The sequence below is a fragment of the Nostoc sp. genome (genome assembly GCF_036917815.1).
In the GTDB taxonomy this organism is placed as follows: domain Bacteria; phylum Cyanobacteriota; class Cyanobacteriia; order Cyanobacteriales; family Nostocaceae; genus Nostoc.
Genome location: NZ_JBALEK010000010.1, coordinates 70,340 through 87,718, shown reverse-complemented (window position 1 = coordinate 87,718; position 17,379 = coordinate 70,340). Strand labels below are relative to the sequence as shown.

Below are 17,379 nucleotides of genomic sequence, written 5' to 3'. Positions count from 1 at the left end.
AAGTTTATACAAAAGACATTGTTAAGAGTCAATAGTCAAAAATTCTTCCCAATTCCTAATTCCCAATTCCCCAACAAATTCAGAAAAAGCAAATCTTGATGGGAATTCTGGGATATTCTTAAGTAAGTGAAAGATTTGCCAAAATATAGTAAGAATGAAGCTGGCAGCAAGAGTAAGTCAGGTAACACCTTCATTAACCTTAGCGATCGCAGCCAAGGCTAAGGCACTGAAGGCAGAGGGAATAGATGTTTGTAGTTTTAGTGCTGGAGAACCAGATTTTGATACCCCAGCCCATATTAAAGCCGCAGCAGTAAAAGCTTTGGATGAAGGCAAAACCAAATATGGTGCCGCCGCCGGAGAACCAAAGTTAAGGGAAGCGATCGCCCACAAGCTTAAAATTGATAACGGTCTTGATTACAAGTCAGAAAATGTCATCGTCACCAATGGTGGTAAGCATTCTCTGTACAATCTAATAGTGGCGTTGATCGATCCAGGTGATGAGGTAATTATCCCTGCACCCTACTGGTTAAGTTATCCCGAAATGGTGACTTTGGTCGGTGGAGTTTCGGTAATTGTCCCTACAGATGCCACGACGGGTTATAAAATTACTCCCGAACAACTGCGTAAAGCAATCACGCCGAAGACAAAGTTATTTATCCTCAACTCTCCATCTAATCCTACAGGGATGGTTTACACGCCAGATGAAATCAAAGCACTGGCGCAGGTAGTAGTTGATGCAGATATCTTTGTCGTCTCTGATGAGATTTATGAAAAAATTCTCTACGACGGTGCAGAACATATCAGCATCGGTTCTCTTGGGAAGGAAATTTTTGACCGAACTTTAATCAGTAATGGGTTTGCGAAAGCTTATTCCATGACTGGGTGGAGACTTGGTTATTTAGCAGGGCCAGTGGAAATCATTAAAGCAGCAAGTACCATCCAAGGGCATAGTACATCTAACGTGTGTACCTTTGCCCAATATGGTGCGATCGCAGCGCTACAAAGTTCTCAAGATTGTGTCGAAGAAATGCGTCAAGCCTTCGCCAAACGCCGCCAGGTAATGTTAGACAGACTCAACGCTATTCCCGGATTGAGTACCGCCAAACCAGATGGCGCTTTTTATCTGTTCCCTGATATCAGCAAAACCGGTCTAAAATCACTAGAATTTTGTGACGCTTTGCTGGAAAAATATCAAGTCGCAGTCATTCCCGGAATTGCTTTTGGCGCTGATGACAACATTCGCCTTTCCTACGCCACAGATATGGCGACAATTGAAAAGGGAATGGATAGATTAGAGAAGTTTGTCAAGTCGCGTATTTAGTTAGTTGTTATTTGTGAGGAGAATTTAGCAACTCTCCAACTTTTTCACTCCACCTTTTCGATTTAGCAATAACAATGCCCTCCTGTTAAGAGGGCATTTTTGTAGTTGTTAGACTAATAGCTCAAGAACTTTAGATTACTTCTCTTTATTCCTGTCTAGCTTCTCCTGAATTGCCTCTCTACAAAATTCAGGAGGATCATCTTGTTGCTGTATCTCTTCCTTCATAGCGTTACGGATTAAAGCCTACTGGGAATGCAGGGTATAAGACTAGTTGGATTGTTACCTTGATGGCATTCCCACAGATAGCACTTTCTCAAGTAAGGCAGGCAAGAGGGTTGAAGTCACCAGGCTTTAGCATTATCCAGTTCCTTGAAGGGGTGGTAGATGAGATGAACTCACCGACTGATGAGCAAGCGGCGTTGATTAAGCTAACAATGGAAGGCAAGGTGATGAATTACCCTGACCGATGGGATCAAGAGAACTTACTGAACTTGCACAAAGCTAAAATTTACCTTGAAATGGCTATTGGACTACTAAGCCAGTAAATCAGTTTACGACCATAACGCACTTAGTCCCTAGCATCATCAACCTGGGGACTTTTTTATTCAAAGACAACTCACGGGATTCGAGATAATATAAGATTGCTTCTCTGCATGAACAACCATCTACGCAGATTCACAGAAAGCAGCTAACCTATTTCAAAAACAAGGGAATATCCCTCACTCTCCACTCCCCATTTTTAAATTATGAGTTTGAGTCTGTGCATGATTGTAAAAAACGAAGCAGCAACACTGCCTAAATGCCTGAACAGTGTCAGAAAAGTGGTGGATGAAATGGTAGTGTTGGATACAGGCTCAATCGATCGCACTCCTAATATTGCCCAACAACTCGGTGCAAAAGTCCATCATTTTAAATGGTGTAATGACTTCAGTGCTGCCCGCAATGCCGCTCTAAAATATGTGACTGGTGATTGGATTTTAGTATTAGATGCTGATGAAACTCTAACTCCAGGAATTGTACCGCAGTTACGAGAAGCGATCGCCAGAGATGAATATCTGCTAATCAATCTCGTCCGCCAGGAAGTTGGTGCAGAACAATCCCCCTATTCTCTGGTTTCCAGACTATTCCGCAATCATCCAGATATTCATTTTGACCGTCCTTACCATGCCTTAGTGGATGATAGTGTGTCAGCAATTTTAACCAAAGAACCCCATTGGCAAGTAGGTTATTTACCAGGGGTGGCACTTTTACACACAGGATATCAAAAAAGTGCGATCGCTCAAAATAACAAATATGCGAAAGCTGCAACAGCGATGTCAGGATTTCTGGCAACTCATCCTAATGACCCTTATGTTTGCAGTAAATTAGGGGCATTGTATGTAGAGACTGGGAAAATTACCGAAGGTATGGAGTTGCTCAGACATGGAATCACCGTTGTTGAAGAAAACTACGATATTTTATATGAACTCCACTATCATTTAGGCATTGCCTACAGTCGGTTACAAAAATCCCCACAGGCTATTTCTCATTATCAAGCTGCCATCAAATTGCCAATTTATCCCATGCTCAAATTAGGAGCATACAATAACTTGGGTAACTTACTCAAAGCCGCAGGAGATTTCAACGGTGCGAAAACTGCTTACGCCACAACTTTGAAAATTGACCCGAATTTTGTTTTTGGGCATTATAACTTGGCGATGACATTTAAAGCTTTGGGTTTATTTCTAGATGCGATCGCATCTTATCAAAATGCGATCGCGTTAAATCCCAACTATGCCGAAGCTTATCAAAATTTAGGGGTAGTGTTGCTCAAAGTTGGCAATCACCAAGATAGTTTAACAGCTTTTAAAAAAGCGATCGCTCTTCATGAAAGATATAATCCCGAAGAAGCGAAGAGACTACGTCAAGGCTTGCGGGAGATGGAGTTGATGTAGATGTGAGGGGCATTGGGCATGGAACGGATCAGGCGTTGTAAGTCCAGCACATTTAAGCGGGGGATACCAGTTTCATCCACATAACCCGCATGTCCCCTTACACTTTGATCGCCACCAGAACAGAAGGCATATTTACCATCCGTGTGTGGGTCATAGCCAGTAAATAGTACTACGCCAATAGTAGTATCTTCACGAGTATCACAAAAAGCGTCGTAGAGTTCAAAAACAGTTTTAGGACGAAAGGCATTGCGTTTGTGGGGACGGTTGATGCTAATTTTCGCCATACCATCGTTTTTTTTATACAGGATGTATTCGTAGGTTTTGGCAGTTTGCCAGTTAATTTGCATTGGTATGGAGTGCGCTATCGTGCTTGAGAATTTTATCGCGGTCTTAGGGACAATGCGATCGCTACCAACTCAATGGCTTTGCTGATTTATCCCGACAACGCTAACTTGGTCATTTGCTCTGTTGTGTAGCCAAAATTATTTTTAACCCATTGGATAGATCCAGAAATGGGAACTATATATAAAAACGACATAATCCAGAGCAATGGAACCAAATTCAAATTTCACGGAAAATCAACTTCTCTTGTCAAGCGCTCAACTTCAAGAGCAACTAGACAAACAAAAGGCTCTAGCTAGTGTAATTGTCCGCATTCGCGAGTCTCTTGACTTAGAAACAATTTTTCAAACGACCGTTACACAAGTGCGTCAGTTGCTAAATGCTGACCGTGTAGCAGTTTTTCAGTTTGACCTAGAAAAAGATTGGGAAGGAGAATTTGTTTCTGAGGATGTTGCACCCGGCTGGAACTCAGCAATAGCAGTAAAAGTTTATGACCACTGTTTTGGAGAACAATTTGCTGCCAGTTATCAACAAGGTCGAGTCCAAGCCGTAGCAGATATTTATAAGGCAGGACTGAGTGATTGTCATGCCGAAATTTTGAGTAAATTTCAGGTACAGGCCAATCTAGTTGTCCCTCTATTGCGGCAGAAAGAACTGTGGGGATTGCTTTGCATTCACCAGTGCAGTGAGCCTCGTGACTGGAAGGAATCGGAAATCGAGTTTATTCGTCAAATTGCTGACCATCTGACGGTTGCCATTCAACAAGCGAAGCATCTCCATGAAGTCCAATTGCAAGCTGCAAAATTAGCTCAGACGGCTCAACGCGACCAAGTAATAGCTCAAATCGTCGATGAAATTCGCTCACCCATTGATATTGAAACCGTCTTTAAAATAACAACTCAAGAAATACGCAAGCTGCTGCAAGCTGATCGAGTCGCCATCTTTAGCTTCAATCCAGATTGGAGTGGTAACTTTGTTGCTGAATCATTTACCGAAGGCTGTAATCCCTTAGTTGGCGTTCAGACGACGGTTTTTGATACTTATTTACAACAGACGCAAGGCGGACGTTACCTTAACAACCAGACATTTACAGTTAATGACATTTATCAAGCCGAATTAAAAGACTGTCATATAACTTTGTTAGAGCAATTCCAGGCAAAAGCCTTTGCAACTGCCCCCATTCTCCAAGGAGATCAACTTTGGGGAATCATTGCTGCCTATCAAAATGCTTCACCCAGACAGTGGCAATCTTATGAAGTCGAATCACTGAGCAAAATCGGTACACAAATTGGTGTAGCCTTGCGACATTATAAATTGCTGGCATCCGCTCAGTACCAAGCAGAGCAACAAAAGACATTAACTAGCGTCATTACCCGAATTCGGGAGTCTTTAGATTTAGATACAATCTTCCAGACTACTGTTACCGAGGTGCGACAAATGCTGCAAACAGATCGAGTAGCAGTCTTTTGTTTTGACCCTCAAAAAGATTGGGAAGGAGAATTTATTTCTGAGGATGTTGTACCGGAATGGGACTCAGTAATCGCCGCTAAAGTCTACGACCACTGTTTTGGCGAACAGTTTGCTCTTGATTATCAAGCAGGTCGGGTGCAAGCAGTAGCAGATATTTACGATGCTGGATTAAGTGAATGTCATGCTGCGATTCTGGGCAAATTTCAAGTGCGGGCTAATCTCGTGGTTCCCCTATTGAAGCAAGGCAAATTATGGGGGTTATTGTGTGTTCATCAATGCAGCAATTCTCGAATTTGGCAGCCTTCGGAAATTGAATTTGTCAGCCAAATTGCTGTAAATTTAGGGGTTGCTCTCGAACACAACAAACTCTTGCATGATGCCCGATATCAAGCAGAGCAACAAAAAATATTAACTAGTATTATTACCCGAATTCGCGAGTCTTTAGATTTAAACACAATTTTTGAAACTTGTGTTACTGAAATGCGGCAACTTCTGAAAGCCGACCGAGTAGGGGTATTCCGCTTTAATCCTCAACAAGACTGGGAAGGAGAATTTGTTTATGAAGACGTAGCTCCTGGTTGGAATTCGGTAATCGCAGAAAAAGTTTATGACCACTGCTTTAGTAAAATGTTTACACCGCTTTATGCTCAAGGTCGAGTCAATGCGATCGCTGACATTTATCAAGAAAATTTTCAAGACTGTTATGTGCAAATACTAGAAGAATTTCAAGTCCGGGCTAATATGGTCGCTCCACTTTTAAAAGAAGGTGAACTTTGGGGATTACTCTGTCTTCACCAATGCAATGCTCCTCGTCAATGGCAACCATCAGAAATTGAATTTGCTACTCAAATTGCCGAGCAGTTGGGAGTTGCATTAAAACAAGATTCTTATTTAAGACAAGTTCAAATGCAAGCTGTCCAGTTAACAGAAGCTACTGAACGCCAGAAAGCAATGGAACGGCAAGAATTGCTGGCTACAACCATTGATAAAATTCGCCAATCACTTGATATTAAAACTATTTTTAAAACTACTACCCACGCTGTGCGAGAGTTGCTCGAAGTCGAGCGAGTTGCAATCTACCGCTTTAACTCAGATTGGAGTGGTAAATTTGTGGCAGATTCCTTTAAAGATGACTGGAAACCTGTTACACAAACTCCACCAATGATTATAGAAACTTCTGAGAACACAGACGACGATAACCAACTTCCCCGGAATGAAACCTTTGTTCCGATTCGGGAAGGTGAAAAATTATGGGGATTATTAGTTGCTTATCAAAATTCGCAACCGCGTTATTGGCAAGAGGAAGAAATCAATTTACTGGCTCAAGTCGGAGTCCAATTTGGAATTGCGATTCAGCAAGCGGAATTACTCGAACAAACTAAACGTCAAACTTTAGAACTTACTCAAGCCCTGGAAGAATTAAAACAGACTCAAAGCCGATTAATTCAGGGTGAAAAAATGGCAGCTTTAGGACAACTACTTGCTGGAGTGGCGCATGAAATCAACAATCCTATCACTTTTATTTTTGGCAATCTTGTTCATTTAGATGAATATACTCAACAACTGCTAAATGTCGTGAAGCATTACCGTCAAAACTCTTCCCTATTGCCAACTCTCCAAGAGAAAATTGAAAATGTTGATTTGGAGTTTATTATAGAAGATTTACCCAAAACCCTTGAGTCCATGAAAGTAGGAACACAGCGTATTCGTCAGATTGTGTTATCACTACGAAACTTCTCTCGTACAGATGAGGCCGAATTGAAACTAGTAGATATTCATGAAGGCTTGGATAGTACTTTACTGATTTTAGGGCATCGCTTGAAAAACAATAATGAACGACCGCCCATTGAAATTATTAAACAATATAGTACTTTACCTTTGCTTGAATGCTATCCCGCGCAACTAAATCAGGTGTTTATGAATCTCCTCAGTAATAGCATTGATGCATTAGAAGAAAAGTTCAATTTTATACAGGATAAATACTTGGAATCAGCAGAAAAATGCCCAAGGATTCCTTTGACCATCTGGATTACTACACAAGTTGTTAATAATCAATTTGTAATTAGAATAGGTGATAATGGCTTAGGTATTACAGAAGAAGTGCGATCGCACATTTTTGACCCCTTCTTCACTACCAAAGCACCAGGTAAAGGTACAGGCTTAGGATTGTCTATCAGCTATCAAATAATAGTTGAAAAACATCATGGTCAGATTAAATGTTCCTCCACGCCAGTAGAAGGAACAGAGTTTTTAATTAAAATTCCCAACGGTAATTAGAGGCGAATTTTCGATAATTATACCAATTGGAAAAAATAATGCGACAAATAGACCATTTGTAGAGACGCGATGAATCGCGTCTTTGCCCAAAGATGTGTTGCAATCATTAATTGAATATGACGTTTTTTATACAAATTTCGGGGGTATAATGTCCCTATGGAAAATTTTATATCAAAAATCGTTGATAATTTTATAGTGAACAAAGGAGAATTAAATCATGTCTAAGGAATTAATTAAGCAAAAGCTTATTGAACACTTAAACCTTTATGGTTTTGAATATGCTTGGTTTGAGGATGAAACTGGAGATATAGCGTTTCTCGACCTAGTTAGGTACACCCGTAAGGGCACGGCACTGCCGTGCCCCTACACCTAGCGATATAATGTTGTACCGCATCTGAATGGGAACCGCTATAGTGTAAACTTTGTAGATGAAGATGGAACACTAAGTTTTTATGTTCCAGTAAAGTTTTATTCAATTGATGATAATCAAATTGATAGTATTGGTGATTATGAATTACATATTGAAGATAACTCTATCACAAGTTCGTCAGAAGTAAAAATTGTTGTTTATTGGACTAGTGCGGACAGAGAACTTACAGATGAACTTATAGTATGTGTTGAAGATATTGATTTTATTGAAGAAATACCTTTTGCAATCAATAAAGTTTTATGTTGTATTGCTAATGGTAATTTTAAAGCTAAATTGAACGCTCGTATGGCCGATGTAGCAAATTACATTGCTAAGTCAAAAAATACTAACATTGACTCTGGAAGCACGGATTTTATAAAAGAGAAAATAAAGCATTACCTGCCAAATTAGTTTAGTAGGGTACGTTACAGCAAGCCGAGCCTAACGATTGATTCTAAAGTGTACATGTGTCTCCGCACTAACACACCCTACTATCGACAACCCAAACTATCTCGCGTTAACACACCCGTAACCGGATTTATGCCATCAGCCCTTTCACACAATAGCGAGACTTGATAGCGATCAATTAAAGCATCGGTAAAATCAGCACCAGTAACATCAGCATCGTCAAAGCGGCTACTCGTCAAAGTGGCTTCTGTAAAAATGGCATTTTTCAGGTTAGCACTATCCATAGTGGCGCGATCGACTAAAGCGCCACTCAAGTTTGCACCTTCCAAATTTGCCTTTAATAAAACTCCCTTAGTCAGAATTGCGTTGCTTAAATTCGCACCTTGGAAATTTATCCCCCGCATTTCTGCTGCTACAAAAGTCACACCCGCCAAATCAGCATGAGAAAAATCACGATTTTCTAAATTTATATTGTTGTAATTGATTGTGTTGACTTGAGCAAAAGCCGGCTTGGGATTAAGTATTATCCACAAAAATGCTAGTGTCAAAATCACAATCAAACCAAAAAACCGGAGTAAAATCTTTTTCATAACTTTATTTTTTTCGGTAGTCCTAGAAGTTCTAAGCGCCGGAAGCCGACGTTCAGAACTTCTCTCTTTGTCATTAACCAATGACCAATGACTAATGACTAATGACTATTTCCAATCTTTACCAATGCGGATTGTCAGATCAGATTCTAAATCACCAGTGGCCGACACCTCGATTTGACCCAAGCCTAAGACTTTTTGCAAATCAACTCCAACTCGGCGATCGCCTTTTTCGACAACAATCTGAGTTTGGCGTTGGGTATCTGGCCAATCAGGCACTTTGTAAATATTAGTAAAGCCTTTCTGTTTGAGATAAGCAATAACTTTTTCAGTTAGCTGAGGTTGATTGGAAGCATTTTGAATAGCAATTTTGAGGTTAGGAACCTGACGCATATCTGGCTTCAGACCAGGTACATTTACCCCAACATAATCATTCAACAGGCTCTGTTGTCCAGTCATATTCAGCCAATAGCTATCAGGGTCTTTGCTAAAACGGCTAAAAGTACCAGGCAACACGGTCATTTGGAAATTATCTCGATCTAAGTTGAGGCCGAAGTTTACCAACGCCATCATTTCTTCCATCTTCAGGTTGGTATCAAAGTATTTTCGCATCAAGCGAGTTAGTTGAGGCAACCTGGGTAAAACGGTGGGACTATTGAGGCGTTGCAGCAGGGCTGCGATAAGTGCTTGCTGACGCTGCACTCTTGACAAATCTCCCAAACCTGGTTCGCGGAATCGGACAAACTGTTCTGCTTGTTCGCCGTTGAGGGTTTGCCAGCCACTAACTAAATTAACCGATAGCCGACTGCTGGAGTCTTTATATTCCATTGATTGGGGAACAAAGACTTCTACTCCGCCTAATTGATCGACTAACTGGCGTAAACCACTGGTAGAAATACGGATGTAGCGATCGATTGGGGCGTTGTTTAAGGTACGACTGACTACCCGTGCTGCCAAGACTGGTCCGCCTTTGGCATTGGCATCAGATACCTTAGTTAATCCCTTTTCTCCCTTTTCGGGGATGGCGATCATCGTATCTCTGGGAATGGAAAGCACCCTTGCAGATTTTTCAGTAGGGTCGAGCCGTACTAGCTGCATCGAGTCGCTTTTGCCAGCAAAGCTTTCTGGTGAGCCATCAACAGTACCATTGACTGGTTCAATCCCCATGATTAAGATATTCATCGGTCGTGAAAGCTGGTACTGGGAGAGTTTGCTCCATAATTCCCCTGGTAGTGGAATTTTTGGCTCGTCTTTACCAGCAGTTCCTAAATCTTCATCTGTTCGATCTAGATTGCTCCACAAAGGAGTCCACAGCGCTAACGTTGACACCAGCAGCCCAGATAAGATAACGCCGATGACAATCGTCGTGATCCACAGCAACCATTGAGGCATGGTTAAGCCCAGTCTCTCAGAAAGCTGATTGGGAATCGCACCCACAGATTCGACGACGCTACGGTTTGGATTCGCTGGCTGGTTTAGTTCTACATTCTCCTCCTCAGAATCGGCTACTGGTGCAGGTGTTACTTGATTTTCCGTTCGTTGAAGTTGCGGCGATCGCACTTCATTTTCAAACTCTACTACTTGTTGAGATGTAACCGGATTTTCCGACCATTCGATTTGTTTTATCACAATTATTTCCCCACTCAACCACTCCCTAAAAGTATGTTAATCCAAGCTACAAATATTGCCAGTGGAAAAGCTCACTGTAAACTTGTAATGTTCTTCGGTAAGCGTGTATGACAACATGAATACTTTATTGTTCCCCGTAATCCTTGCTGGTGGTAAAGGTGAACGTTTTTGGCCCCTGAGTCGCAAAGACCGACCCAAGCAATTTTTAAGTCTTGATGGTAGCTCTAGAAGTCTATTACAAGCAACCGCCGATCGCTTACTAGCACTCGGAGGCAGTTGGGACACCTTGTGGGTGATCACTTCTAGTCAGATAGCTGAAGGGGTACGACAACAATTACCTGATCTACCAGTTGAAAACTTACTGATTGAGTCGGAAGGAAGAGACACTGCCGCAGCCGTTGCTTGGACAAGTTTAGAAATCAAACAGCGCTATGGAGAAGACGCTGTGATTGGCTTTTTCCCTGCTGACCACTGGATTGCTGACCAAGAGGCGTTTGCACACACATTAAGGGCGGCTACGCAACTGGCAACAAGCACAGCAGCGATCGTTACACTGGGGATCAAGCCTACTTTTCCATCAACCGGTTACGGCTACATTGAACAAGGTGAAAAGATAGGTAGCTTTAATGAGTTGCCAGCTTATCACGTCAACCGCTTTACTGAAAAGCCCAACCGCGAAACAGCAGAAACTTTTTTATCTACGGGACGTTTTAGCTGGAATAGTGGAATGTTCGTTTTTCGGGCAGGGGTTGTTCTTAAAGAACTACATAGCCATGCGCCAGAAATTATCGAACCTTTAGAACAACATGGCCCTGATATCTATCCCCAGTTGCCTAAGAAGAGTATAGACTATGCGCTAATGGAAAAGACAACTCTAGCATACGTTTTGCCAGTTGATTTTGGTTGGGATGATTTAGGAGATTGGAATGCCATCGAACGCTTACTGAAGACAGAAGAGACTCCCAATGTAGAACTCGCTACCCATGTAGGGCTGGACACGCAGGGGGCGATTATTTATGCCTCAAATCCAGAGGATGTAGTTGTTACTATTGGTTTAGAGGACGTGGTGATTGTGCGCGATCGCAATGTCACCCTTATTGTTAAAAAAGAACGTACCCAGGAAATCAAGCAGATCCTCAAAATTCTCCAAAGCGATTCCCGATTTACCGACCTGCTATAAAATTTAAAACCCTTGGCAGAGGCGAAAAAGACTATTTTTCCATTATAACTTGACTTTGGGCATTGGGCATGGGGCATTGGGCATGGGGCATTGGAAAAATTCTCCCCCATCTCCCCCACTCCCCTATCTCCCCCACTCCCCCATCTCCCCCACTCCCCACTCCCCACTCCCCAAAATGTTCCTGACCCAAACTGTTCCCCGTCAACGAGAAATCCTTGAAGTCTTCCTTCGCAATGGCTGGGACTATATGCGAAGGTTACTTACTGGTGGCAAAGCTGATGAACCCCAGCTACCGACACCTGCGGTTTTAAAAAATATCCTGGTAGACTTGGGTCCAGTTTACGTTAAACTTGGTCAGCTACTCTCTACCCGTCCAGATTTACTCAGCGCCGCCTACATTGAAGAACTGTCAACTCTTCAAGATGAAGTACCAGCAGTTCCTTGGTCAGAGATCGAAATAATCCTCCGCAAAGAATTAAAACGTCCATTAACAGAAACCTTTAAAACAGTTAACCCCATCCCAGTAGCCGCCGGATCAATTGCCCAGACCCATCGAGCTACACTAGCAGACGGTCGAGAAGTCGCTCTGAAAGTGCAACGTCCGGGAATTGATCTGACTATTGCCCAAGATATTGCTTTAATTCAAGGTATTGCCGATTTAGTGGCGCGGACTGAGTTTGGGCAAACCTACGAAATCAAATCCATCGCCGAAGAATTTACCAAAGCCTTAGAAGCCGAGTTAGATTTTACACGAGAAGCGGGTTTTACAGACCAATTGCGGCGCAACTTATCTAAAAGTCGTTGGTTTGATCCCACACAAATAGTAGTTGCGGAAATCAACTGGGAATTGACCACAGAAAAGTTATTGGTGATGGAATGGCTGGATGGGGTGCCGTTCTTGTCGGCGGATTTGGATAGTAACACCAACGGTAAAGACCCTGCTGTACTGCGTAAAGAAATAACTACTTTGTTATTTCGGGTATTTTTCCAACAACTATATATTGATGGCTTTTTTCACGCTGATCCTCATCCAGGAAACTTGTTTTATCTCAAAGATGGTCGTGTTGCCCTTTTAGACTGTGGCATGGTGGGAAGACTTGATCCCCGCACACAGCAGATTTTAACAGAAATGTTGTTAGCGATCGTTGATTTAGATGCTCAAAGATGCGCTCAGTTAACTTTGCAGCTAGCAGATTCGGCTCAACCAGTAATTTTGTCGCGGCTGGAAAATGATTATGACCGGATGCTACGAAAGTATTACAACGTCAGCTTGACTGAGATGAATTTCAGTCAGATAATTTATGAAATTTTGCAAGTTGCCCGCAACAATAAAATACGCCTACCTAGCAACATGGGTTTGTATGCCAAAACCATAGCCAACTTAGAGGGTGTGGCGCGGACATTCAACCCAGAGATTAATCTGATTGATGAAATCAAGCCATTAATTACAGACTTGTTTCGCCGTCAGTTAATAGGGGATAATCCGGTGCGATCGCTCCTGAGAACAGCTTTGGATCTGAAAAGTCTGTCTCTCCAATCTCCCCGCCAAATCGAACTGTTATTAGACCGAGTTACCTCAGAAACCTTACAGTGGAATCTATCACTGCGGGGGTTAGATGGCGTGCGACGCACTATGGACGATGCCGCTAACCGACTATCTTTTAGTATATTAGTGGGTTCGCTGATTATGGGTGCAGCAATTATTTCCACCAGAGCGCAGACAACTCAGCTATCTTTTTTAAGTACCATCCTGTTTGCAGTCGCTAGTTTATTGGGTTTGTGGTTAATTATCAGTACACTGCGATCTGGACGTTTACGGTAAAACCATTTTAGATTTTGAATTTTGGATTGAAGGAAAAATCTAAAATTGAATGACTGCTCCTGTAAACAGCGCTAAACGCCAATGATTTATGTGTGTTTACCTGTGTAAGTAGGCGTGAATAATTAAAGGTTTGTAGTAAGGGCTTCAGCCCTCTCTTAGAGGTTGTTTGAAAAGTTTTTTTATACGCCTAACCCTTGGAGATCCCCCTAAATCCACGCCACGTGCAACAAGAGTGGCTCCCCTTAAAAAGGCGTACTTTGATTCCGGTTCCCCCCTTTTTAAGGCAGGGCTGTTTCATTCGTTCAGATCAGAATTTTGTCAAGAGTATCAACCAGAAAATTTAGTGAGTTGGTAATCGAAAAATTACTGTTTCAATCGGTAAATTTAAGTGCGATCGCCTGGTTTTTGACCCAATTAGAGTGTTTAAAAACCTGATTTTTTTGACTGATACGCTTGTAAATTAAGGTCTTTTAGGGAATGAATCAGCCCTGCTTTTTAAGGGGAGCCAGCGCGGTCTTGGGGTCTCCCCAAGTAGAGCGACTGGCGTGGGTTAGGGGGGATCAACGAGTGCCTAAAATCACACCTAACTACTTTTCAAACAACCTCTTAAGGGCTTCAGCCCTTACTAAAAAACTATTTAGTTAATTTTATATTACGTAAAATAGTTTGATTTATTCTTGCCCACTTACTTACATCTGTGCTTCTAATCTAAAAAATATGTCAATCATCATTGCTGAAAACCTAAGTAAATCTTATCCAGTAGCAGTTAAAAATCCGGGAATTAAAGGTACAATTACCCACTTTTTTCGCCGCACCTACCGCTCAATTCAAGCAGTTCAGGATGTTTCCTTTGAAATTGCCCCTGGTGAAATAGTGGGATTTTTAGGCCCAAATGGTGCTGGAAAAACCACCACACTCAAAATGCTCACAGGGCTGATTCATCCCTCTAGCGGTAAAGTCAGAGTAGCTGGACAAGTTCCGTTTCAGCGTAAAGAAGCATTTTTGCAAAAAATTACCTTGGTAATGGGGCAAAAGCAGCAGCTTCTTTGGGACTTACCAGCACTCGATTCTTTGAAAATTAATGCTGCTGTCTATAACATCTCTGATAAAGAGTTCCAGAGGCGGGTAGGAGAATTAACAGAGATGCTTTCCTTAGAAGGCAAACTTACCCAACCAGTGCGGAAACTGTCTTTGGGTGAACGGATGAAGGCAGAATTGTTAGCAGCACTTTTGCATCATCCCCACGTATTGTTCCTAGATGAACCAACCCTGGGATTGGATGTAAATGCTCAAGCAGCAGTGCGTGAATTCTTGCGCGAGTACAATCAGCGTTATCAGGCTACAGTCCTGTTGACGAGTCATTACATGGCTGACATCACAGCTTTGTGTCAACGGGTGCTGTTGATTCATGAGGGGAAGCTGATGTATGACGGTAGCTTAAATGGACTGCTGGAAAGTTTTGCTCCTTACCGAGAAGTCTATATAGAGTTAGCCCAACCTCTACCAATAGAAAAACTTATGACCTATGGTGACGTGAAACTCTTAGAAGGGCGAGCAGTGCGTTTTATGGTACAGCGAGAGGCGCTTACCCGCACAGTATCTCAGATTTTGGCAGATTTGGAGGTAATTGATTTAACTGTCACCGAACCGCCTGTAGAAGAAGTAATTGGACGAGTTTTTCAGGCAGGTGTTGTGTAGTACAGACGCGATTAATCGCGTCTGTACAAGAGTGGAGAATTCTGGGTAATTTTTGTAGCGGGAACTGAATAAATGAAGCGGATAATTAGAAAAGCCTTAACTTTGCTGTCAGTATACTACGCCTATATGGTTGAGTATCGGGCAGAATTAATCTTATGGGTTTTAGCTGGGTCTTTGCCGATTATTCTTATGGGTGCCTGGATACAGGCGGCACAAGGAGGACAGTTTGGGCTATCACCTGTGGATTTTGCCCGTTACTTCATCACGGTTTTTATTGTCAGACAACTCACAGTTGTTTGGGTAATTTGGGACTTTGAAAAGGAGGTCGTGGAAGGCAAGCTTTCACCCAAGTTACTACAACCGCTCGACCCAGTATGGCATCACGTTGCGGGGCATATTTCTGAAAGATTTGCTCGTTTAAGCTTTGCTTTTCTATTAGTGGGATTATTTTTTATTCTCTATCCCCAAGCTTTTTGGGTACCTAGTTGGGATAGATTTTTGCTCTTTACATTGGCGGTGGGGCTAGCTTTTGCTTTGCGATTTACCATTCAGTACACCTTTGCCATGTTTGCTTTTTGGACGGAGCGGGCTAGCGCTTTAGAAAATTTCTGGTTGTTATTTTATCTATTTTTATCTGGTTTGATAGCACCTTTAGAGGTCTTTCCAGAAGCCGTGCGGAAAATAGTTATGTTTACGCCTTTTCCCTATTTAATTGACTTTCCCGCGAGTCTTTTGGTAGGGCTACCCGTGGATATAGGACGGGGATTTTGGTCAATTCTAGGTTGGATATTAGTATTTTTGGGTGTGAATCGCTTTCTTTGGCGTGCAGGTTTAAAGCGGTACTCTGGGATGGGAGCATAAGCAATTTATATAATTTGCCGTAATTTATCTAGAGTATTCACACTTTTAATTCCCTGCTGAATTGCTTTTAATCTATCTAAATCTGAAATTTTAGAGATTTCTGGCATCAGTTGCAATCCCTCAGTGCCAAATTTTATCTCCAAAGCGAGTTCAATACCTGACAGTATCTCTTCTCGCCGTCCACGTTGTTCGCCTTCTCTGAAAATTTGTTGATACCAGGGAGATTCGCGTAACACTGCCATATCCCACCTCATGATTTGCTGAACTAAAGCGCTGTCTAAGGGACTTCCAAGAAATAAATTATCCAAATAAACGAACCACAGAGACGCAGAGAACACAGAGGAATAAGGAGGAGAGAGTTTTTTCGCCAGTTTTTTGAGTATTTTTTTATTTGGAAGTCCCTAATACGAAGGTAGCAAAAAAAGCCATAACAATTTCTAACTGGCTCAATTGCTCATCAGCGCGAAGAATTTGCAATGCCCGTTGCACAGTGGATTCTTCTGCACCTCCCTTGAGAATTGGCACAAAGGGAAGCAAGCAGGGAACAGGTTGAGTAAAAACAATTTCCACATCGACTTCCCAAAGGTTGATAACGCGGTAGTCTTGACGCGCTTGTAAACCTGCAAATTCCGATTTATAGCTAGTAGTCTGTCAAGCTAGTTTTGAGGGGTTCGTAGTTGCGCTTTAGCGCTAAAGCGCAACTACGAACTAAATTAATACCCCTCAATTTAAACTTGACGGACTACTAGTGGGTATTTCAATATCACTTTCTTTGAGGATGTTAACTAGTACCGGATAGGTGGGCAAATTGTACTTTTCTTCGGCTAGTGCTGTATAAGCCCGCATCCGTTTGGGCATTTCCGGTTTGTAGCGTAATTATAACTCGTTGAGTACAAGAAATTCGCCATATTTTGGACTGGTAGCGCGGACTAATACATCGCTTTCACGGCTAATCCACTGGAATTCGGAGTTGAGAATTTCCCCAGTTACAATATTGGGAATTTGCGTTACCCATTTTACCCAGTTTTCTGGTGCGAGGCTGATTAATCGCTTTGTGCTAATATCTGCTGCTTTAGCCATAGGGAATGTAGATGACCATAGTTGTAGTTTATGACTAAAGTGGCGATATCTACGATGGGCTATGCCTATGCACTGATGTATTAGAGGATGTCTGAAAAGTTTTTTTGTATACACCTAACCCTTGGAGATCCCCCTAAATCCCCCTTAAAAAGGGGGACTTTAAGACTCTTATTTCCCCCTTTTTTAAGGCAGGGCTGATTCATTCCCTAAAAGGCTCTGATTTACAAGCGTTTCAAGCAAAAAAGTCAGGTGACTAAAAAATCTGATTGGGCGAGAAAATCGCGTAGGCGTAGCCCGTCGTAGACATCGCACTGAAATTTACTCGTTGAGGTGGTATCTTTTCGATAACCAAATCAAGCAA

11 protein-coding genes and 3 pseudogenes are annotated in these 17,379 nt (G+C 42.1%); 9 read left to right on the top strand and 5 right to left on the bottom strand.

What is annotated here, in order from left to right; translation table 11 throughout:
- Nucleotides 1-154: 154 nt before the first annotated feature.
- The 3 genes from V7K97_RS03270 (at nt 155) to V7K97_RS03260 (ending at nt 3,255) form a co-directional block, all read left to right on the top strand.
- Nucleotides 155-1,321: a pyridoxal phosphate-dependent aminotransferase gene (locus V7K97_RS03270; protein ID WP_334799263.1), complete on the top strand. Its 1,167-nt coding sequence runs from the start codon at nt 155-157 to the stop codon at nt 1,319-1,321.
- A 287-nt stretch (nt 1,322-1,608) separates the two neighbouring features.
- Nucleotides 1,609-1,866, top strand: coding sequence for a hypothetical protein (locus tag V7K97_RS03265; protein ID WP_334799262.1), 258 nt, complete (start codon nt 1,609-1,611; stop codon nt 1,864-1,866).
- Nucleotides 1,867-2,085: 219 nt separating this feature from the next.
- Nucleotides 2,086-3,255 (top strand): glycosyltransferase, encoded by a 1,170-nt coding sequence (locus V7K97_RS03260; RefSeq protein WP_334799261.1) that lies wholly within the window; start codon nt 2,086-2,088, stop codon nt 3,253-3,255.
- 14 nt (nt 3,256-3,269) lie between these two features.
- On the opposite strand, the pseudogene V7K97_RS03255 reads toward V7K97_RS03260, so the two are convergent.
- Nucleotides 3,270-3,602, bottom strand: a pseudogene (locus V7K97_RS03255) (enoyl-CoA hydratase-related protein); the annotation flags it as partial.
- Between the two features lie 202 nt (nt 3,603-3,804).
- Between V7K97_RS03255 and V7K97_RS03250 the strand changes: the two are divergent.
- Both V7K97_RS03250 and V7K97_RS03245 read left to right on the top strand, forming a co-directional pair.
- Nucleotides 3,805-7,344, top strand: coding sequence for a GAF domain-containing protein (locus V7K97_RS03250; protein WP_334799260.1), 3,540 nt, complete (start codon nt 3,805-3,807; stop codon nt 7,342-7,344).
- 217 nt (nt 7,345-7,561) lie between these two features.
- Nucleotides 7,562-7,717, top strand: coding sequence for a hypothetical protein (locus V7K97_RS03245; protein WP_334799259.1), 156 nt, complete (start codon nt 7,562-7,564; stop codon nt 7,715-7,717).
- Nucleotides 7,718-8,244: 527 nt separating this feature from the next.
- Here the strand turns inward: V7K97_RS03245 and V7K97_RS03240 are convergent.
- Both V7K97_RS03240 and V7K97_RS03235 read right to left on the bottom strand, forming a co-directional pair.
- Nucleotides 8,245-8,751 (bottom strand): pentapeptide repeat-containing protein, encoded by a 507-nt coding sequence (locus tag V7K97_RS03240; protein WP_334799258.1) that lies wholly within the window; start codon nt 8,749-8,751, stop codon nt 8,245-8,247.
- Between the two features lie 105 nt (nt 8,752-8,856).
- Nucleotides 8,857-10,377 (bottom strand): LCP family protein, encoded by a 1,521-nt coding sequence (locus tag V7K97_RS03235; RefSeq protein ID WP_334799257.1) that lies wholly within the window; start codon nt 10,375-10,377, stop codon nt 8,857-8,859.
- A 115-nt stretch (nt 10,378-10,492) separates the two neighbouring features.
- On the opposite strand from V7K97_RS03235, the gene V7K97_RS03230 reads away from it, so the two are divergent.
- The 4 genes from V7K97_RS03230 (at nt 10,493) to V7K97_RS03215 (ending at nt 15,938) form a co-directional block, all read left to right on the top strand.
- Nucleotides 10,493-11,557: a mannose-1-phosphate guanylyltransferase gene (locus tag V7K97_RS03230; RefSeq protein ID WP_334799256.1), complete on the top strand. Its 1,065-nt coding sequence runs from the start codon at nt 10,493-10,495 to the stop codon at nt 11,555-11,557.
- Between the two features lie 175 nt (nt 11,558-11,732).
- A complete protein-coding gene (locus V7K97_RS03225) occupies nt 11,733-13,379 on the top strand; it encodes an ABC1 kinase family protein (RefSeq protein WP_334799255.1) in 1,647 nt (548 codons plus the stop codon).
- Between the two features lie 717 nt (nt 13,380-14,096).
- On the top strand, nt 14,097-15,077 hold the full coding sequence (locus V7K97_RS03220) for an ABC transporter ATP-binding protein (protein WP_334799254.1): 981 nt from the start codon (nt 14,097-14,099) through the stop codon (nt 15,075-15,077).
- Nucleotides 15,078-15,149: 72 nt separating this feature from the next.
- Entirely contained in the window at nt 15,150-15,938 is a 789-nt protein-coding gene (locus V7K97_RS03215) for an ABC transporter permease (RefSeq protein WP_334799253.1), read from the top strand.
- A 5-nt stretch (nt 15,939-15,943) separates the two neighbouring features.
- Here V7K97_RS03215 and V7K97_RS03210 read toward each other — a convergent pair.
- Both V7K97_RS03210 and V7K97_RS31890 read right to left on the bottom strand, forming a co-directional pair.
- Nucleotides 15,944-16,216, bottom strand: a pseudogene (locus V7K97_RS03210) (transposase); the annotation flags it as partial.
- A gap of 124 nt (nt 16,217-16,340) precedes the next feature.
- Nucleotides 16,341-17,018, bottom strand: a pseudogene (locus V7K97_RS31890) (Rpn family recombination-promoting nuclease/putative transposase); the annotation flags it as partial.
- Nucleotides 17,019-17,379 lie beyond the last annotated feature (361 nt).